The organism is Enterobacillus tribolii, assembly GCF_003363015.1.
Classification (GTDB): domain Bacteria; phylum Pseudomonadota; class Gammaproteobacteria; order Enterobacterales; family Enterobacteriaceae; genus Enterobacillus; species Enterobacillus tribolii.
In genome coordinates, this window is the sequence record NZ_QRAP01000010.1 from 1 (window position 1) to 18,164 (window position 18,164).

The window sequence follows — 18,164 nt, forward strand, 5'->3', positions numbered from 1 at the left end:
CATTTGGGCACAGGTTTTCCTGATGCCGGATAGATGTAAGCAACAACCCAAAACCAGAATCAGTGCTTGCAAAACGGAGGTAGTCCATAGATGTAATATGAGGCTTCCGATATCCCGGCTTCGCGGCAGACATCTTTGACGGTTCGTCCGGCTTCGACGGATTTCAGAACGGCAATAATCTGGTGTTCGGTGAATCGGGCTTTACGCATGGTGATCTCCTCAGGGAACATAATCAGTATGTCCGGAAGATATCTAAAAGTGAATGGTTCGGTTTAGTGGGATACTTACAAATGTACGTGCTGCATATAATTCATACTTCTGAGCATTTGGATGAGAGACGATTGATGGCTCAATGGTGGGCAGATTATTTAGAACATAATAAATCAGAGTTTATAACGCCCTATGAATATGCATCATTTAAAAAATATTACTGTAAATAGAGGAGGGTGGAACCCTCCTCTATTTATTTGATTAGAAGCGTTGTGCAATTCTTGCAGCTTGGATGCCATTAGCAATTTTCGTATTATCCGCATCACGCCAATACACGTTATCACCAACAGATGATACATTTTGCTGCGGTGGGATAGTTATTATTAATAATCCAAGCCCATAAAAATCATTAAAATCCATAGTGGAAAGCACTTGACCTTTGAGTGGTTCACTAAGGTCTGAGTTTCTAATCGCTGTAGCCCATTTAGCAAAGTAATCCTCCAGACTAATACCCATCTTGGTCGCTTCTCTTTTAACACCCACAACATATCTTGACCCGATTTTTATCGGTTCAATTCGATCTAGTTGCGAAATTAAATCTGCATGCTGTTCTTGATCGGTCACTCCAATTATTATTTTCCCTGTGCTACCTTGTCCATTATTAGCCATGGCGCAAATGGTGTTTATTATTTTTTCTGTAACATCTGGGTTTTCTTCTCTTTGGCCATGTAACTGTAGGATCCCTTGTTTTAACTCATAAGAAGCTAATTCAACTTCGGATCTTCTAATTACACCTTCAATATCAATAGTTGAATGGTTGTTATAGATTGGGAGTGGGTCATTACTCACGACAAAGCAATCACCTATTACCCCTTTAACTGCATTGATATTTGTTCGTCTTCCTGTAGATGAACTGGCTCTTCTGCCGACGGTAATTCGACTTACGATATTGTAAATATTTTGTTTTAACTCGGCATAGTTGCTGATTTTTTTATTATCTTTAACTATTAACTCAAAAAATGCTATGAATAAAATAGTGAATACGGCAGGGAATCCATTTGTGTTAGTTTCTTCAAATATTTGGTCTCGTAATTTTACAAACTCGCCTTCGTTGCAAGTTTTTAATATTTCATCAAGGCAGTACTTAAATTCCTCAGTGAATTTTTTTGGATCATACACATCTAATGCAGTGTTGATTCTTATGCTTTCATCATGACCGCTATCATATATCTTATCTAAAGCATCTTTAGAACGCTCGATTAAGGAGCCTCCAATGATGCAAGCTGCTATATCTGCAACACATTGTTCATCCATACTATCTCTTAGATCGGTCGAGCGTAGTATTCCATGCTTAACCCAAAATGTTTCCTCTGCTTGAATCTCATAACCATGCTTCATAGACGGTAAGTCTATGCTGATTGCGGGCATATCACCTAATAGGATATTATCCTTGGAAACATCACCTCGAATTGAACAGGCAATATTTCGTACCATATTTGAGAAGTTATTCTCTACACCTGCTTGTCTTCTTTCTTGATCACTAAGGCGATGCCCGTAGGAGTTAATTCTGTCAAAGACATCATTTATTTCACCTTCGGTTGCATTTCGCATAATAGATAATGCAAGAGTGTAGTCTAAAATTGTACCTACTTCTCTTTGAGATAATTTTTCTTCAGCTTCGCTAGGTGTAAATCCCCCTTCGTCAGCCCTGGTTTGTGCTGTCGGGAAAAACTGCAAATTAAACAAAGAACCATCTATTGAAGTGTATCTTGTTTCTATGAATGACATGATGGCATGAAGCCTTTGTAAGCCATCTATAATTTCATAAGTGCCGGGTTCGGTTTCTCTTTCTGCAATTAGAATTGCAGGTATTGGATATTTTCGTAATAACGAATCGATAAGTTTTTGTTTTTCCTCTAAAGTCCAAACTAATTTTCTCTGATAACGTCTGTTAACGTATAGTTTGCCTTCAATGAACCAGTTATAGATCGATTGAATTGGTGTTGGTTGTGATGCTAACTCAGCCATGACTTCTCCTTGCTCATGAGATATTATCCAAGCATATTACGTGCTTATAAAATTAGCAATTTCCAGGTTGTATAACTCATGTTGGTCTTTGCAACTATTTAACAAATGATTGCATAGGGGTTTCATGAGACCTTGTTCACTCTATCCAGAGCCCGGTAACAAGCATGACTATCACATATTTTACGTCAGCTAGAAATAACATTGCTTTCATTGAACGCGCGCAATGCTCTCTCCGCCACGCCTGCCCGCTTTATGTAGTGATTTTCATGCAGGTGCATGAGTGCTTCAGGGTGTGCCACTACTGGCCTGAACGGAAACGATGCAGGTACATTTTATCATGCGTTTTCATGCGTCATAGACATGCACTCATGCGCTCTCAGGCCAGCCAGGGAAAAGGCGTAAAAATCCCGGCGCTCAGGCCGGGAAACGAAAGGATTTTAATCATGTTATGCCGGAATCTGCTGGCGATTTGACAACCGGGAGGCAGAGCCATAGCGCCCCAGCGTCTGTGGCTGTCTTCCGGTGGATGCCTCCACCTGAGCTGGCTTCTTCTGCGGCTTCATGATGATATTTTCAACACTCTCCAGTGCTGTGAACGTGCAGGAGCATTCCAGATTCTGACACTGATACCAGGTGCGTTTCACCGTCGGCGCTCCATTCAGGCAGGGTGCCAGCGCACCCGCCAGCGCCGGGCCATTCGCTGTCATAAAGGCTTCCAGCGCATCTTCCACACAGGCATCCAGCACCAGGCGCTGGGTATACAGACTGTCGCGGGCGGTGCAGTTGATTTGCCATTCCAGAACCGCCAGACGCTCCCTGAGCATATCCACCTGCCCGGGATAGTCTTTCGGCTTATCCGCAGAAGCGAGTAAATCCCGGAGCTGCGCACGGGTGCTTTCCCGCTCCTTCCGAAAATCCTGCCAGTTTTGGGAAGCGCTGCGGTACTGCTCAAGGGCTTCTGCGGGCGATGTCATGACGCTCATTCTGCTGTCTCCCTTGCTGCATGTTGCACCTGTCGCTTATGACGGGCTGCCGGACTCAGGGCTTTACGCGCATCATGAGAAGCCCGTTGCTCCGACACCATACCGATTTGGCGCAACAGCGGGTCATTACAGGGGGCTGAGATGTGTGTCCAATAATCGGAGTTATCCGTATATACGTTATGATAACATTAGAAAAAGTTACAAAACAGGGATGTCTTTTATGAGCAGCAAAAACGATATCAGAGAACCCTATGAATGGACTAAAAAAACGAGAACTGGGCTTGTTTATTCTAAAGTTCTCGGTTGGATTGATTTAGGGCATGCTGGCGGCAGAGACATAGAAGAGCTGATCTTATCCTTCAGGATGGGTGAGGCATCACGCAAAGAAAGATATATCGTCACTTACACGCAGTCCATGTATGCGTTCGGAAAGCGCGTAGGTGCTGGAAAGTTTGCCAGATGGGACATTAAGCGTGGAAGGACGCCACAAGAAATTCAAAGCATAGCGTTATCTATGATGTTATCTGTTGCGAGCCGGTTTGAACGTTACCAATCCAGCGCGATGTTTGCATGGTATACGGATAGTGGTTTCAGTGGGGAAGATCTTGTTTCTGACTTACTGGGTTTTTATCGTGCCATATTACCGGCTAATTACCAAAATCAATTACAGTTAGTTAGCAAAGAGAAAGCTATAAAAATATGGGATTATTATGGTGGAATAGGTAAGTATAAGAACACATCTTTCCTGCCTATTATATTTCCTGACCCGGATGACCCATGCGTGATAAAGAGGCCCTATAAAACACAACTTCCTCATTTTCTAAAATGGGTCCAACCGTTTGCTAGATTTAATACTGACATCGTAAAGGTTGGCACCAACAATGGCACGTTTTTGTCATTGCTTGCACCCAATGAGGCGAAAAAATGAAAATAATCATTAGTCTTCTGTTGGTTGTGGTTTTAGGGTGTTTATTTCTGTTTTTCCCTCCGGATCCAACCGACCCATATTATGAATCAGACCATATAAGCTATTGGTACTATACGGACAAGGACATCAAGAATTCGCCCAGGATTACGCAGGATTACTCATTTAGCTATGTCCCTCCTGATGGAGGACAGCGAGAATCAAGTACTATTACCTTTAAAGGTATATCTGATACAAAAGACCTTCAAAAATATTTAGAAGGACTTGGTTATAAGCGCTACAGAGTTACTGATAATGGTCGTAATGAGTCGTGGTTTAGTGAGAAAGGTGGAGTCATTTTTGAAATTTGGCATGACAGAAAACTGAATACGATCATACTTACTAAAACAACCATGTAAAAAGAGCAGTTTTAAAATTAATGGTTATTTTTTGCTGTTCGCTTATGGCGAAAATAATAATATGATGATTTCGCTCCTAAACGGAGCGGGCACTTGTTCAAATAGCTCATTCCCCAAAAGAAGATAAAAAGTAAAATCATATATATGCATATCATAACTGGGATACCCTGAGTGTCTCCAGTGACAGCCATCACAACAACGAGGGCAAGGAAAACACAGCTAAACAGTGTAATCCCACCGGCAATATCTTGTCCCCATTTAGCAACAAAATCAAAGAAGTCACGAGAAACTCCCGTTTCATGCCGTGCCTGCTTGGCGCGTTTAAAAGCTCTGAGCAAAAACATCGTGTCTCTGAAACGAAACCCACTCTTTAAAAAATGCATTCTGGCATCTATATCAATCCCTTATCAACGCCAAAAGTAAACTGCTCTTACTTTAGCCAATCTGATGAATTCAATACAAGGAGCATTTTTCTTGAAGCAGTAGTTTCGATACGGATAAACCCGCTCAGCGTGATTCATCTATAAGATAGATACACGACAAAATGTTGAGTAATTACCGTCGTTACCAAGGTATGTATTTACTAATCAATGGGGAGCTGGTCAGACAAACAAAAAAGATGCCTGCAATAATGCCTTGAATGTACATATAGTTACGAGCATCATCACAAATATGTGCTCATGGATTCTTCAACGTGATGATTTCCGACAAAACCCTAAAGCAAGCGATATCCAAAATTACTATCTGGCGCAAAGGCGAACAGCGTGCGCCACATAAGCCATTATTGCTGCTGTACGTCCTCTCACACTATCGGCAGGGTCATGGTCGTTTGTTTAACTATGGCTCTGAAATCTACGGGCCCCTCTTGGATCTCCTGGAACGTTATGGACCGCAGCGCCGTGACCCGCGCCCGGACATGCCGTTCTGGCGTCTGAAGGGAGATGGCTTCTGGGAACTGCAAAACGCGGAACTGTGCTCAACCCGTGGCAGCCGTCAGCCGCCCCGGCGTGAACTCTCCGAATATAATGTCGCGGGTGGGTTTGATGCCGACAATTTTGCTCTGGTAGCAAAAAATCACAGGTTAATTGATACGCTGGCACAGCAACTTCTGGAGGCTCATTTTCCGGCCAGTATTCAGGAGGACATCGCTGACGAGATGGGGTTTGATATTCGCACCTCTCTTCGTCAACGCGACCCGAAGTTCCGCCAGATGGTGCTCCGTGCTTACAATTATCAGTGTGCGATCTGCGGCTTCAATATGCGCCACGACAATGCGCCGATTGCGCTGGAAGCCGCACATATCAGGTGGAAGCAACATAATGGCCCCTGTGAAGTACCTAATGGCCTGGCGTTGTGTGCGATCCATCATAAAGCGTTTGATCGTGGTTCGATTGGCCTGGATGAAAATATGCGTGTGATGGTTTCCGACGCGGTGAATGGTGGTGGGGTGGTACAGCGGCTGTTCTGGGATTTTGCGGGAAAGGCGATTGCGTTGCCGCCGGTTAAAGAAAATTATCCGGGGGAGCGGTTTGTGGAATGGCATAGGGAAGAGGTGTTCAGAGGAGAGCATTGAGCTGGAGTAGGGCGTATACCAACCATTTTTATAACGCGCATTTCCGAAGGGCTGTTCCTGGCTGTGACCGGGGCTACCGGAGAATATTCCCCCCCTTCCGGCGTGCGACGCAACGTGCCGCAGGCCGGATTGGGGTAAACCGTGTACTGCTCGTATCAGTTTCTCATAGCAACGTGAAAGATAGCGGTGATTTACTGAATCAAAAAAGCCAGCCCCGCAGCAAAGAGAATTGAAAGTAGCACCGATGCCAGGCCAGGCAGCAAAAAAGGATGATCGATAATATGCCGTCCCAGTTTGGTGGAGCCGGTATCATCCAATTCTACCGCTGCCAGTAACGTCGGATAGTTTGGCAAAATAAAAAGGGAAGCCGTTGCCGGGAAGCAGGCAACCAAAATACCGGGGGCAACGCCTATACTCAGCGCGGCAGGGAATAAAATTTTTGTTGAAGCCGCCTGTGAATACAAGAAGCATGATGCCGCCATAATAATAAAGGCCAACACAATGGGCGAATCCAATAAGTGCGAAGAGACCGTGCTTTGCAGCCACTGTTGATTGCTGTCCATAAACGTTGAACCCAGCCAGGCAACGCCGAGAATGCAAATGCAGGAGGTCATCCCGGTTTTAAACACCGAGCCGGACGGGATCTTTTGTACATTAACCCGGCAGCACACCAGAATCAGCAGCGCAACGCCCATCATCACCCCCACCCGCGCCTGCCCGCTGCTCATGACCGGATTGGCAATCAGCCCTAATTTGGGACTGGTGACAATCGCATAGGCCAGAACCACAACCAGCCCAATGATAAAGATCAGCACCGAACGACCGGCATAGGGCGGGATTGCCCGCTCCGTCCTTGCCTTCATCTCAACCGGATTGCCATATAACCGATCCTGCTGGCGGATTCTGTCCCAGAACAGGTAAAAGAGAGACGTGACCAGCAGCGCAAGGAAGGTGGACGGGATTGATACCGCAATGAGCTCAATATAGCTCCAGCCATAATGACCTTTTTCCAGTATCCCCGAGAAGAAAATCACCGCGGCAGAAATGGGCGACGCGACAATGCCAAGCAAAGACGCGCTGACGGAGAGCGCAAGAGCCCGGGTGGGTTTTATATTGTTCTCTTTCGCGACGCCGACAATAACCGGCATACAGGCAAAGGAGACCTGCCCGGTGCTGGCCATCATGGTTAATAACCAGGTGGAAAGCGGCGCGGTTATTACTAACAATCGCGGATAGCGGCGCAGCAGGCGCTCGGTGAGGTCAACAAGATATTCAATACCGCCGGCTTCCTGCATGGCAGCAATCGCCACGATCACGACCATGATAAACACGATAACCAGCATCGGCATATCACCCGGCGTGGCGCCGAGCGCGCTGAGGGCAATTACGCCGGCACCGCCGGCAAAACCCACGCCGATACCCCCGACCCGCATACCGATGTAAAGAAACAGCAGCACCACTAGAAACTGAACCAATACCATAAATCGCCTCCACGGCTCCCTGTCCGGCATTAATCCTTCGAATGATTAAATGGCCTGCAAGTTCTGGCCGCCGGGCAAACGCTCTCTTACAATTCCTCTGGATATAAACTGCCTGCGAACGACAACTTATCGCGATACAGCGGCATCACTGCACACGGTGTTAATCAGGCATCCGATCTGTTCAATCTCTACTTCAACCCTATCTCCCGGGCGCATAAAAAGCGGCGGCGTACGTTTTTTTCCGATGCCGCCGGGTGTGCCGGTCAGGATCACATCTCCCGGAGAAAGCGGGCTGAACGTGCTGATATACGCGATCAGCTCTGCAATTGAGTGCACCATACTGCCCGTATTATCCTGCTGCACCGTCCGGCCATTAAGCCGGGTGGTAATATTCAGATTTTGCGGGTCGGGGATGTCATCCGCAGTCACCAGCCAGGGGCCGAACCCCCCGGTCGCGGGCCAGTTTTTCCCGCCGGTAAACCAGGTGTGCTGCCAGTCGCGCACGGAGCCATCCATGTAGCAGCTATAGCCGGCAACATGATGCAGCGCCTCCTGCTCAGGTATATTGCGTCCTCCGCGGCCGATCACCAGCGCCATTTCACCTTCATAGTCAAACTCATTGCTGAGCTCCGGCTTTAATAGCGGCGCCAGATGACTGGTCTGTGAATCAGCAAAGCGGATGAATAGCACAGGATTAGAGGGCTTCTCGTTACACGCAACGTTTTTATCGCGATAATTCACGCCAGCGCAGATTATTTTTTTCGGTTCAGTAATGACCGGCAGGAAAGCGATCTCATCGAAGAAATAATTCGTTTGTTTAGCGGACGGCGGTAGATTATCAAGAAGATGAAGGTGGGGTATAAATTCAAGCAGGCTGTCATATTGAGGGAACAGCGCCTGCAGGTCAATGACGCCGTCAGCGGTCGCCAGACCATATTTATTTTTATCATTAACGCGAAAGCTTAACAGTTTCATAAATCACCTTGGAAATATACAGAGGTGAAAGCCCCGGCGTTATTATGAAGAATATTAAATGATACCGGGGCGAAGTAATATATTATCCGCAATACAGTAAGACATATTTCTGTATTGCGGATTAACAGCATAATCAGAATAAATTAACAGACGCGGCCCAGTTCAGCGGCGCGCATTGCGTCGTGGATCTCTTTCTCCGCGCCATTTTCGAGCGGCAGCAACGGAGAGCGAACGGTAGCATGTTCAAGGATCCCCCGCGCAACCAATGCATGTTTAAGGGCAACGGTGCCTTCCATGTGAGAACCGCGGTGGTACACGCTCTTGGTAACCGGCAGCAGACGATCGTGCAGCTGACGCGCTTTAACGTAATCACCCGCTTTACCCGCCTTAATCATTTCAATTAACGGCTCAGGCGCGATATTACCGTAGCCGACCAGGAAGCCATCCACATCAAAGGCGGTATGCAGCAGATATTCATCATGGCAGCTTAAGATTTGCAGATCCGGACGCTCGCGACGAATCACCGGAATTTCTGTATCCCAGCGGCGCATATTACGCACGCCGTTCTTCATGGCAAATACGCCCGGCTGCGCAGAGATATCCAGCAGCGTCTTCAGATTGTAGGTAGCTTTGGTGACATCCGGATACTGGAAAAGAATCAGCGGCAGGCCACTTTCTTCATAAACAACGCGGTAGCGATCCTGAGGCGCGCCATCCTGATAGCCAAAGCGCAGCCAACCGTGAGAAGGGTAGAGCAAACCAGCGGATGCACCGGCGGCAACCGCACGCTTGGCCTCCAGCGCAGCCACTTCAGTCCCTTCACCGGTGATACCGGCGATGATAGGAAGCTTATTATCCACAGACTTCACAAATGCGCGGATCACATTCGCCTGCTCTTCCTGGGTAAGAAAAGTACCTTCCCCTGCGTGTCCCAGAACCACCAGACCTTTCACGCCGTCGATGCTGCCCAGCCAGCTGCCGAGGCGCTGAATGGCGTCATAGTCTACGCGTCCATCGCGAGTGAATGGTGTAACCGGAGCCGGAGTCAAACCTCTCAGATCGATGTTAATCATAAATATCCCCTTGATGAGTAAGCATATGTTTGCGGTTAAGCGATCATTTGAAACGAAAGTGAAATCGTTTCTGCAATCGTTTTCACGTGATTGACATTGAACCTCAAAACCGAAACCGTCAACGGCATGTTGGTTAAAAATGCAACGCAGATCACAAACTAAACAGCAATCTGCATCCGGGATGAGATCCGTGAGACAAAATTCGGCCCTCCCGGCTTTCTGTGGGAAAGCCTGGGAGGATCTCAGGAGGATTATTTACGCGGGGACGAGGTAGACTTACGGGGAATAAGGGAAGGGGTGGTAACCCGCATATTATTATTTATCTCTGGATTCAATAACATATCAACCGCATTGCTGGCGATATGCTCCAGCGGCGTTCTGACCGAAGTCAGCGCCACGGGCAGTCTGCTTACCAGGGGAATATCATTGTAGCCCACCAGGGAGAGGTCTTCTCCAATCATCAGGCCCTGCTGGTGCGCGGCAGCGAGGACGCCAATCGCCAGCTCGTCATTGACGGCAAACAGCGCGCTTGGGCGATGAGGCTGGCTGAGAATTTTCGTTCCCTGCTGCTCTCCCGACGCGATATTAAAATCAGAATGGCAGCACCATTCCGCGTCGATCCTGAGCCCGGCTTCCTGCATTGCCCGCTCAAAGCCCTTACGTCGGTTGCGCGCGTTGGAGGCAAAATCAGGGCCGCCAATCAGGCCAATATCACGGTGGCCTAAATCAATCAGGTGCCGGGTCGCCAGATAACCGCCAAGCTCATCGTCCCCGACCGATGAGGGGCTAAAACCGTCGGTACGCAGCGCCAGAACATGGGGAACATCCCGTTCACGCAGGGCTTGCGGCAAAGGATCGTCCAGCCGGCAGGTGGACATGATCAACCCATCCACCCGGCGATCCAGCAGCGATTCAACGGCGTTTTTTTCCTGATCCTGGCTGTCGCCGCAGGTAGCTACAATCGCGAAATACCCTCTCCTGGCCGCAGCCCTGGCTATCTCTTCGAAAAGCATGGCGGTGACGGCGTCGGTCAGCCTCGGAACCAGGACGCCAAGCGTCCCGGTATCGCCACGCCGCAGGCTGGAAGCAACATAGTCCCGACGGTAGCCGAGCTCCCGGGCAACCTGGCGGATTTTATCTGCCGAAGCGCTGCGCGAGGCGGGTAATCTTTCATCGAGTACCCGCGAAACGGTCGAGACGCTAACGCCCGCAGCGCGAGCAACATCCCGCATTGTCGCCAGCTTTTTTTCCGGCGCATCGTTCAGTTCACTTTCTTGATCCATTTGCTGCTCCAACTCATCAATGCGGGTAAAAATCCGTGTTGCCCGCTCAACGGATACCATCGTGCAAACCATGGAGGTTAAAGGATCTTACGTCAAACCTCGCCAGGACAAAAGGAATGGTACTTCACTTTGCCAGGGTATGCCCGGCGGGTTGTTAATTCACTCTTCTTATTCACTTTACTCTGCGTTCACCGCTTAGCTTTTTTATTCGTTAGTTTTTTCAGATTGTGAACTGCTCGGCATTTATACAACTGGCGTAATTGACTTAGCGGCGAATCCGGCAAAGGATGGACTGAAAGTGAAATCGATTGCAGTAACGTTATCATAAATGAGTTCAAACAGCATTATATGCAGCACGTCTTTGGATAAGGGTTCGTTGCCCTGTTGTTATTCAGAACCTTACGTGTATGCCCCAGACAACGTTTAACAGGGTAATACTATGTCAACTCAGGCTATTGCTTCAGATTACGCAGTTGCCGGCGGAACTGCGTCAACACCAGACGCGCTGCTGGCAAGGCTGGAACGTCTGCCCATCACCCGGCGGCTGAAGGCGATCCGCGTTATCGTCGGCTTATCTACTTTTTTCGATGCCTATACCATTATTGCTATCGCTTTTGCTCTCCCCCAGCTCACCCAGGAGTGGGGGCTTACGCCGGCATTTGTCGGTCTTATTATTGCGGCCAGCTACGTGGGCCAACTGTGCGGCGCACTATTTTTTGGCTCGCTGGCGGAAAAAATAGGCCGTATCGGCGTATTACGTATCACCATCATCATGTTCGTTCTGATGGATGCGGCCTGCCTTTTTGCCTGGAACGGCTGGTCAATTCTTATTATTCGCTTTTTACAGGGGGTGGGTATCGGTGCGGAGGTTCCCGTTGCCAGCGCCTATATCAATGAATTTGTAGGAGCAAAGAAGCGCGGGCGTTTCTTTTTGCTGTATGAGGTGATTTTCCCAATCGGAATGATGTTTGCAGGGCTGGTGGGGTATTTTCTTGTGCCCATCTATGGATGGAAGGTCATGTTTTTAATCGGTTTAGTTCCCTCAGCGCTGACCGTCCCGCTGCGCTGGCTGATGCCTGAATCACCGCGCTGGTTGGCCTCAAAAGGTCGGTTGAAGGAAGCGGACAGCGTTGTATCCACGCTGGAGTCTGAGGTCATCAGGCGTGGGATGACGTTAACCGAACCTGAAATTACAGCGCCCGCGGTTCAAAAGGCGGCTCCGGAAGGGGTTAAAGCCCTCTTCGGCGGTATCTATAAATCCCGGACCTTTATGCTGTGGGGGCTGTGGCTGACGGTTTACAGCGTTAACAACGGCATGATCACCTGGTTCCCGACCCTCTACAAAACCTGGTTTAACCTCTCCCTCGATACCAGTCTGGCCTATGGCTGGATCACTTCCTCCTGCGGCGTCGTCGCGTCGGTGATCTGCGCTTTGATGATCGACCGTGTCGGGCGCAAACGCTGGTACACATGGGCCTTTTTACTGGCCATCGTTCCGCTGATTACCCTTTCTGTTCTGGGCGCAAAATCTGCCGTTGAAATTCTGATTCTGGGAAGCCTGACCTACGCCATTCTTCAGACCATCGCCTTCTCGCTTTATCTGTATGCGGCTGAGCTTTATCCCACCCGACTGCGCGCTATTGGCACCGCGTACTCCAGCGCATGGCTGCGCGCGGGCTCATCCATTGGCCCATTGATGGTTGGTTTTATCGTAAGCGGCTTCGGGATCCGCTTTGTGTTTGTCATTTTCGCGGTCATTGCGCTGATTGGCGGCTTAATTACCTGGTTTTTTGCCATTGAAACCAAAGGAAAATCGTTAGAAGAGCTGTCGCCATAGACGGCCTGTGGCTCCGGGAGCCACATCTGACAGGAGGTCGGCGCAGCCGGCTAATTCAGCTGAGCCTTACCGGGAATAATTCATAGACCTGGATAATCTATGGGCGGTGAAAACATGAACAAACTCATTAAACGCGGCACGATGCTGCTGGTTTTACTACACCCTTTACTGGCGCTGGCCAACGATACGTTTTTTTCTCCAACAGCAAAAAATATGACCGGAGACTGGGGCGGCGTACGTACGGATCTACGTCATCATGGGTATGATTTTACGCTGGAATATAGCTCGATGACTGCCACGAATGTTTCCGGCGGTTACGATCGCGATAAAACGGTGCGCTACAGCGACCAGTATATTCTTGGCGTAGATCTGGATCTGGAAAAGATTTTTGGCATTCGCGAGGGTGAATTCAGAGCGTCGGTGAATAATCGTAACGGCAGAGATCTGACTCAGGATCGCCTTCAGGATCCGCGCGCTCCGGTCATCGGTTCCGGCGTACAGAGTAACTATGGGCGGGGGCAAACATGGCACGCAACGCAGTTTTGGTTCAAAAAATCCTGGTGGGATAAAAAGCTGGATCTCAAGGTGGGCCTGATGCCGCCAGGAGAGGATTTTGATAACAGCGGCTGCTTTTTTCAAAACCTGTCGCTGTGCGGTTCTTTAGCCGGGCACGGCAGCGGCGTCTGGTATAACACCCCCATCGGCCAGTGGGGTAGCCGCGTTAAATACAGTCCTGCCCCGGCGTTTTACGTCCAGGCGGGGGCGTTTCAGTACAATCCTAACTACGCCACCCGCCACGGAAGCTTCGAGCTGGATGGAACCGGGCATCTGGGGTACATGTACCTTGTTGAACTGGGATACTTACCCACTCTCGGCGCGGCAAAACTCCCTGGCGTCTGGAAAATCGGGGGGTGGTATAACACGGCGGACGCGAATGATGTGCTGGATGACGACAATGGCGATCCCTATGTCCTCACTCGCCAGGCCGCCCGGCGACACGGAGGCCGCTACGGAGGTTATCTCTATGTCGGCCAGCAGATTACCCGTTCGGGCAGCCATCGGCAAAATGGTCTCAGCCTTTTCGGGCATCTGGCAATGAATGATAAAGATACGGCGACAATGGACTATCAGATACAGGCCGGCGCCATCTATAAAGGCCCTTTCGCCGGTCGTCCGCAGGACTTTATCAGCTTCGGCGTAAGTAAAATGCATGCCAACGACAGAGTCGCCCGCCGGGCGCAGCTCCTGAACCAGATGCGGGGGATCGATGATTACGATAATCCCCTGTATGTCCCGGTTCGCAAAGCCGAGTATGCCGCTGAGTTGCATTACAGTTTGCGCATTACGCCATGGCTGGCTGTGCGTCCTAACCTGCAGCTACTCGCTCATCCGGGAGGAAGTGAGGAGATTAAAGACGCGTGGGTGGTCGGCAATCAGGTGACGATCAAGTTCTGATAAAACGGGCCGCCACCGTCTGGCCGGCTGTAGTCAGCAATACGCGGCTTATTCGCGCGTTATCACACCTTAATCAACGGCCCGAATCATTTCTTTTCGCGGGGAGAGGGATTATCTCCCCCTTTATTCCCACGCCCGGGGCGCTTCATAAAACTCCGGCGTTCCCCATAATATATTGGGTGAAGCGGCTTTTTTATCGGCAGCCAGTGGCTGAATAAACTTTAGGTTTACTATGTTCTTCCTGAGGGTGGACAGCGCGAGTCAGCTACTATCACCTTTAAAGGTACGTCCAATAAAAAAGACCCTACAATATATTCAGAAGGGCTTGGTTATGTGCATGTAAATTAATCAGGGTGAAAATACCCACGGATTGCTATTTATAGAGCAGGAGCGTCTGCCGGTGGGCATTTCTCTTGCTGCTGCACGCTATTATTCTCAACAGAAAGTCTTTTCCTTACTTCTGTTCACCTGTATCTGAATGGTAATTACACGCCGGCAATCGTGAAAATAGCTCCACCTCCGTGCGTACATTTAATTTAGCCATTATGCGGCGTTTATGAGTACTTATTGTCTTTACACTGAGGCGCAGCTGTCTGGCAATCTGGGAGACCCCATAGCCTGATTGCAGCAGGTGATAGACCCGCTGCTCCGCCGCTGTCAGCGACACTAAAGGGGGCTGCGTTTTTTGCTGCTGTTGATTACTGTTGCTGATAACGCGCTGACCATTCAATACGTTGGTAATTATTCTGAGCAATGTGTCTCGTTGCTCCCGTAGGGAAATTAATGAGGTGCCGGGGGCATTCAATAACATCGGTAATACCGGCGTATTTTCATTTTCCGTCAATATCAGCAATGGCTTGCCTTTACGGACTTGCTGCAACCAGGCAAACCAGGCGATGCTGTTTTCCGGTTTTTCATTCGCATCACACAGCGTGCTGACAATCAGATCGGCATGTAGCACTGTCGGGCTGCTGCGCACTGCCGCCAGCGAGCCAACACAGGTGAAAGATGTATGGGGCAGCAACTGATTCAATAAGTACTCCAGTCCAATCAGTGTTAGAGGGCAGGGATGCATAATCACCGCCTGACCAGTGAAGTCAGACTGCTTGCTCATACTCCTCCCCCTGTTCCGTTGTCATCAGCCGTCCACCCAACACCTGTAATTCACCGGCATTAGACATATTAAGTTTGTGGATCACCGATCTCTTCTGCGCACTGACGGTACGCACATCTTTGCCAAGCATACGTGCCAGGCGGGTGACGCTGTAGCCGCTGAGTAATGCTTTTGCCACATTTCGTTCGTTCAGGCTCAACTGTACGCCTCTGCTTTTTGATGCCGGGTGTGCAGGCGTAGTCAAGATGTCCGCCAATTCTTCTAAAGGCGGAGACTGCATCAAGACTGTCGTCACGCCGAACGCCATCAGCAACTCAGCCAGGTAAGGGATGCTTTGTTTTAGAAGGGCGGTGACAGGTAAAGATGGGTAGCGCAGTGTAATTTCAGAGAGCCGCTGCACCAAAGGCAAAATCTCGTCCCGGTAGCTGACAGAGGTTAATAACAACATATCCGGCGCATAACAACTGATGTATTGCTCCAGTGAATCAGCGGATGCTACCCGCATTAATGCAATCTCTTTCTTGCCCGACGTTTCAATCAGGCGGCACAGGCCCAGCCAGGTTATATCGGCGGGTTCCAGAACCAAAATGCGGCGTGAGCAGTGACTAAACTGTATAAAATCAGAGGGTAAGGTTGAACATGGCATAGGCAATCTCCTTACAGGGTTGACGGGAAGCCTGATGAAGGCGTCTTCCACAGAAATTACTGGTATGTGAAGTTCACCATAACGGAACCAGAAACCTGCCCGGCACGCACGCTGCCTGCGGGGGTAATCATTCGCGCTGAGAGAGGAAAAACGATGTTTCTTCCGCTGTCTACAGAGGCTTCCCAGCTGCTGTTGTTGGACAATATTGCGTTACGGTCGTTACCTTTGGTCATCTGTATGGCAATGTGGGTAGCCGCGCTCTCAGTGGGCTCGGAGTTGGCGAACAGCGTGGCGTCGTCACTGTCCGGATTACCGGTGAAGGTGACGGTACTTTTGGTTGTTCCGGGTGGGCAATTGCTCAGATTCAGGGTGAAATCCACCCAGTCGCCCGCCTCTCCGGAGTGCTTGAATTTCGTGCGCCCAAAGGTGCCGAGATCGACGGTTTTACCACCGGCCAGCCCGGTTTCAACCGTGCAGGCGGAAGCGACCACTTTTCCTTTAACAAACATAAAAACGTCGATGGCCATCACCTCCGTCCCCGGAAAAATGGCAAGGCCGGAAAGCAGCATGATTAAAAGATGACGTTTCAACATGGTCATTCTCCTACCGGGTGATGCCGGCCTCAGTTGTAATTAAATTCAGCGACTATAAGCCCTTCTATTGCGCCAATAGTCGCGCTGCCATCTATGCTGTATGGCCGCAGACGTAACGCGAAGGTGGCATTTCTGTTGCCGTCAACGGGAACGGTCAGGCTGCTGTTAACGCCGAGATCGGTTTTTGTGCCGGCGGCGTCCTGTAGCTGCAGGACAACGTTGTTGGTGTAGCCGGTACCAACAGCGATGGTATGTTTATTTCTGTCGCCCATAGCGGCGGTGCCGCCAAATGTCGCCGTAACCTGGGTGGTGCCAACCGGGCAGGCGCTTAAGGTCACGTTAACGGTTGTCCATTCGCCATACGAGCCGGCGGAGGCCAGTGTGACGCTGGGCACATCGGGTAACTCAATTTGATATATGCCGTTGTTGTCTACGGTGCAGGCGGCGGCGGTGATCTTGCCGGTGAGGTTGATGGTGGTATCTGCAGCCAGGGTGACGAAAGGACATCCCATGGCGATCACCACAACCATCACGCCTTTGATAACGTTGTTCATACAGTAACTCCTGTAGCATGGCCCAAATACTGTTTTATAAATCAACTAGTTGTATACAATGGTCGCATAGGCGACGGCATTGACGTCTCCTGACGGCACACTGCTTTGCAGCGCATAGTAGCGGGCTGTAAAGGAGGGGTTAGCCCCCGAAGAACCCACCGTACCTATATTGATAGCGTTTCCGCTTCCTATAGGGATCGGGGTACCGCCCCTGAGTATTTGGATGCCGACCGCGGTGGCGTTACTGCTTTGAGTATTTTGAAAAACGGCATTGGCACTGTCGGCCATTTCACCGCTGAAAAAGAGCGAAAGACTGACATCGGACTTGCATTGCAGGGGGATAATAAAAGAGGTCTCCCCGGTGGTTTTGCCCACGGCATTGAGGGTTGCCTGGTTGCCATCCGGCAATGATACATCGATGGTCGATTGGGTGATGGTGCAAGAGGGGGTCTCCGGCGCCAGAACGAGAGTGCCGTCCATATAAAATTGCCGGAACTCAGTACCATTAACGTAAATACTCCCCACTTTCTGGGGGCCGAAACGCCCGCCCGCCGACAGCGCGCCTGTCTTAATAAACTCGAGGGTGAAATAACCACCGCCCTTATCCTGGCCTTCCGCGTTCATTATCCACTGAATTGGTGCCGATACGGGCCAGTACACGTTGTTGAACGGGGGGAGCGGGGTCCAATTACCGCCACTTGACAGTTTGGCCCGGTAGGCCACGCCGGGGATGGTGGTTGGATACAGATTGCCGTTGGGGATGCCTTCTCCCTGAACGACCTGAGTAACCGTTTGTCCGCTTAATATGGCAAGCTCCGGGCAGTAGCCGGTTGTCGCTTCAGTCTGCATCCCTACTGAGCCAATCACCGACCCGATGGGCAAGGTCGGATCTACATTCAGCGTGGCCGGAGGATGGACCGGCTTTATGATGGGACAAGCCGCCTGCGCCGGTGTAGCGGCCAGCGCCATCAGTCCGGCCAGTATGGTTATTCCCGGGAGCAATCTGCATATCTGTTTTATATTCATCATCTGTTTC

17 protein-coding genes and 2 pseudogenes are annotated in these 18,164 nt (G+C 49.8%); 6 read left to right on the top strand and 13 right to left on the bottom strand.

What is annotated here, in order from left to right; all coding sequences use genetic code 11:
* Positions 1 to 92: 92 nt before the first annotated feature.
* A pseudogene (locus C8D90_RS18090) lies at positions 93 to 209 on the bottom strand (transposase); the annotation flags it as partial.
* A gap of 80 nt (positions 210 to 289) precedes the next feature.
* Here C8D90_RS18090 and C8D90_RS22280 point away from each other — a divergent pair.
* Positions 290 to 440 (top strand): annotated as a pseudogene (locus C8D90_RS22280) (tyrosine-type recombinase/integrase); the annotation flags it as partial.
* 31 nt (positions 441 to 471) lie between these two features.
* Here the strand turns inward: C8D90_RS22280 and C8D90_RS18100 are convergent.
* Complete coding sequence (locus C8D90_RS18100) at positions 472 to 2,238, bottom strand: DUF262 domain-containing protein (RefSeq protein ID WP_115459875.1); 1,767 nt, start codon at positions 2,236 to 2,238, stop codon at positions 472 to 474.
* 446 nt (positions 2,239 to 2,684) lie between these two features.
* Entirely contained in the window at positions 2,685 to 3,221 is a 537-nt protein-coding gene (locus C8D90_RS22530) for a phage polarity suppression protein (RefSeq protein WP_196238524.1), read from the bottom strand.
* Here C8D90_RS22530 and C8D90_RS18110 point away from each other — a divergent pair.
* On the top strand, positions 3,211 to 4,149 hold the full coding sequence (locus C8D90_RS18110; protein ID WP_312026911.1) for a hypothetical protein: 939 nt from the start codon (positions 3,211 to 3,213) through the stop codon (positions 4,147 to 4,149). The genes C8D90_RS22530 and C8D90_RS18110 overlap by 11 nt on opposite strands.
* Positions 4,146 to 4,544 carry a hypothetical protein gene (locus C8D90_RS18115; RefSeq protein ID WP_115459877.1) on the top strand — a complete coding sequence of 133 codons (399 nt, stop codon included), beginning with the start codon at positions 4,146 to 4,148 and terminating at the stop codon, positions 4,542 to 4,544. Before C8D90_RS18110 ends, C8D90_RS18115 begins: the two co-directional genes overlap by 4 nt.
* 17 nt (positions 4,545 to 4,561) lie before the next feature.
* Here C8D90_RS18115 and C8D90_RS18120 read toward each other — a convergent pair whose 3' ends face one another.
* Positions 4,562 to 4,927 carry a hypothetical protein gene (locus C8D90_RS18120; RefSeq protein WP_115459878.1) on the bottom strand — a complete coding sequence of 122 codons (366 nt, stop codon included), beginning with the start codon at positions 4,925 to 4,927 and terminating at the stop codon, positions 4,562 to 4,564.
* A 314-nt stretch (positions 4,928 to 5,241) separates the two neighbouring features.
* Between C8D90_RS18120 and C8D90_RS18125 the strand changes: the two genes are divergently transcribed.
* On the top strand, positions 5,242 to 6,117 hold the full coding sequence (locus tag C8D90_RS18125; protein WP_115459879.1) for a phosphorothioated DNA-binding restriction endonuclease: 876 nt from the start codon (positions 5,242 to 5,244) through the stop codon (positions 6,115 to 6,117).
* A gap of 191 nt (positions 6,118 to 6,308) precedes the next feature.
* Here C8D90_RS18125 and C8D90_RS18130 read toward each other — a convergent pair whose 3' ends face one another.
* The 4 genes from C8D90_RS18130 to C8D90_RS18145 all read right to left on the bottom strand — a co-directional run bounded on the left by C8D90_RS18130 (position 6,309) and on the right by C8D90_RS18145 (position 10,929).
* Positions 6,309 to 7,598: an anaerobic C4-dicarboxylate transporter family protein gene (locus C8D90_RS18130; protein WP_115459880.1), complete on the bottom strand. Its 1,290-nt coding sequence runs from the start codon at positions 7,596 to 7,598 to the stop codon at positions 6,309 to 6,311.
* A gap of 126 nt (positions 7,599 to 7,724) precedes the next feature.
* Positions 7,725 to 8,573 carry a fumarylacetoacetate hydrolase family protein gene (locus tag C8D90_RS18135; protein WP_115459881.1) on the bottom strand — a complete coding sequence of 283 codons (849 nt, stop codon included), beginning with the start codon at positions 8,571 to 8,573 and terminating at the stop codon, positions 7,725 to 7,727.
* A gap of 143 nt (positions 8,574 to 8,716) precedes the next feature.
* Positions 8,717 to 9,646 (bottom strand): dihydrodipicolinate synthase family protein, encoded by a 930-nt coding sequence (locus C8D90_RS18140; protein ID WP_221810602.1) that lies wholly within the window; start codon positions 9,644 to 9,646, stop codon positions 8,717 to 8,719.
* A gap of 251 nt (positions 9,647 to 9,897) precedes the next feature.
* Positions 9,898 to 10,929, bottom strand: coding sequence for a LacI family DNA-binding transcriptional regulator (locus C8D90_RS18145; RefSeq protein ID WP_115459966.1), 1,032 nt, complete (start codon positions 10,927 to 10,929; stop codon positions 9,898 to 9,900).
* A gap of 439 nt (positions 10,930 to 11,368) precedes the next feature.
* On the opposite strand from C8D90_RS18145, the gene C8D90_RS18150 reads away from it, so the two are divergent.
* Positions 11,369 to 12,766, top strand: coding sequence for an MFS transporter (locus tag C8D90_RS18150; protein WP_115459882.1), 1,398 nt, complete (start codon positions 11,369 to 11,371; stop codon positions 12,764 to 12,766).
* Positions 12,767 to 12,880: 114 nt separating this feature from the next.
* Positions 12,881 to 14,221 (top strand): carbohydrate porin, encoded by a 1,341-nt coding sequence (locus tag C8D90_RS18155; protein WP_115459967.1) that lies wholly within the window; start codon positions 12,881 to 12,883, stop codon positions 14,219 to 14,221.
* Positions 14,222 to 14,675: 454 nt separating this feature from the next.
* Here C8D90_RS18155 and C8D90_RS18160 read toward each other — a convergent pair whose 3' ends face one another.
* The 5 genes from C8D90_RS18160 to C8D90_RS18180 are packed head-to-tail and all read right to left on the bottom strand — an operon-like array spanning position 14,676 to position 18,157.
* Positions 14,676 to 15,335 (bottom strand): response regulator transcription factor, encoded by a 660-nt coding sequence (locus tag C8D90_RS18160; RefSeq protein WP_115459883.1) that lies wholly within the window; start codon positions 15,333 to 15,335, stop codon positions 14,676 to 14,678.
* Positions 15,319 to 15,981, bottom strand: a complete 663-nt coding sequence (locus C8D90_RS18165) for a helix-turn-helix transcriptional regulator (protein ID WP_115459884.1) — start codon at positions 15,979 to 15,981, stop codon at positions 15,319 to 15,321. Before C8D90_RS18165 ends, C8D90_RS18160 begins: the two co-directional genes overlap by 17 nt.
* A gap of 56 nt (positions 15,982 to 16,037) precedes the next feature.
* The gene (locus tag C8D90_RS18170; protein WP_162844421.1) at positions 16,038 to 16,574 is read right to left on the bottom strand and encodes a fimbrial protein; all 537 of its coding nucleotides are present in this window, start codon (positions 16,572 to 16,574) and stop codon (positions 16,038 to 16,040) included.
* Positions 16,575 to 16,603: 29 nt separating this feature from the next.
* Positions 16,604 to 17,128 carry a fimbrial protein gene (locus C8D90_RS18175; protein ID WP_115459886.1) on the bottom strand — a complete coding sequence of 175 codons (525 nt, stop codon included), beginning with the start codon at positions 17,126 to 17,128 and terminating at the stop codon, positions 16,604 to 16,606.
* Between the two features lie 45 nt (positions 17,129 to 17,173).
* Positions 17,174 to 18,157: a fimbrial protein gene (locus tag C8D90_RS18180; RefSeq protein ID WP_147291384.1), complete on the bottom strand. Its 984-nt coding sequence runs from the start codon at positions 18,155 to 18,157 to the stop codon at positions 17,174 to 17,176.
* Positions 18,158 to 18,164: the final 7 nt, after the last annotated feature.

Coding starts and splice junctions, on each gene's coding strand:
- C8D90_RS18100 (WP_115459875.1), bottom strand. CDS start 2,238: ATGGCTGAGTTAGCATCACAACCAACACCAATTCAATCGATCTATAAC.
- C8D90_RS18110 (WP_312026911.1), top strand. CDS start 3,211: ATGACGCTCATTCTGCTGTCTCCCTTGCTGCATGTTGCACCTGTCGCT.
- C8D90_RS22530 (WP_196238524.1), bottom strand. CDS start 3,221: ATGAGCGTCATGACATCGCCCGCAGAAGCCCTTGAGCAGTACCGCAGC.
- C8D90_RS18115 (WP_115459877.1), top strand. CDS start 4,146: ATGAAAATAATCATTAGTCTTCTGTTGGTTGTGGTTTTAGGGTGTTTA.
- C8D90_RS18120 (WP_115459878.1), bottom strand. CDS start 4,927: ATGCATTTTTTAAAGAGTGGGTTTCGTTTCAGAGACACGATGTTTTTG.
- C8D90_RS18125 (WP_115459879.1), top strand. CDS start 5,242: ATGATTTCCGACAAAACCCTAAAGCAAGCGATATCCAAAATTACTATC.
- C8D90_RS18130 (WP_115459880.1), bottom strand. CDS start 7,598: ATGGTATTGGTTCAGTTTCTAGTGGTGCTGCTGTTTCTTTACATCGGT.
- C8D90_RS18135 (WP_115459881.1), bottom strand. CDS start 8,573: ATGAAACTGTTAAGCTTTCGCGTTAATGATAAAAATAAATATGGTCTG.
- C8D90_RS18140 (WP_221810602.1), bottom strand. CDS start 9,646: ATGATTAACATCGATCTGAGAGGTTTGACTCCGGCTCCGGTTACACCA.
- C8D90_RS18145 (WP_115459966.1), bottom strand. CDS start 10,929: ATGGATCAAGAAAGTGAACTGAACGATGCGCCGGAAAAAAAGCTGGCG.
- C8D90_RS18150 (WP_115459882.1), top strand. CDS start 11,369: ATGTCAACTCAGGCTATTGCTTCAGATTACGCAGTTGCCGGCGGAACT.
- C8D90_RS18155 (WP_115459967.1), top strand. CDS start 12,881: ATGAACAAACTCATTAAACGCGGCACGATGCTGCTGGTTTTACTACAC.
- C8D90_RS18160 (WP_115459883.1), bottom strand. CDS start 15,335: ATGAGCAAGCAGTCTGACTTCACTGGTCAGGCGGTGATTATGCATCCC.
- C8D90_RS18165 (WP_115459884.1), bottom strand. CDS start 15,981: ATGCCATGTTCAACCTTACCCTCTGATTTTATACAGTTTAGTCACTGC.
- C8D90_RS18170 (WP_162844421.1), bottom strand. CDS start 16,574: ATGTTGAAACGTCATCTTTTAATCATGCTGCTTTCCGGCCTTGCCATT.
- C8D90_RS18175 (WP_115459886.1), bottom strand. CDS start 17,128: ATGAACAACGTTATCAAAGGCGTGATGGTTGTGGTGATCGCCATGGGA.
- C8D90_RS18180 (WP_147291384.1), bottom strand. CDS start 18,157: ATGATGAATATAAAACAGATATGCAGATTGCTCCCGGGAATAACCATA.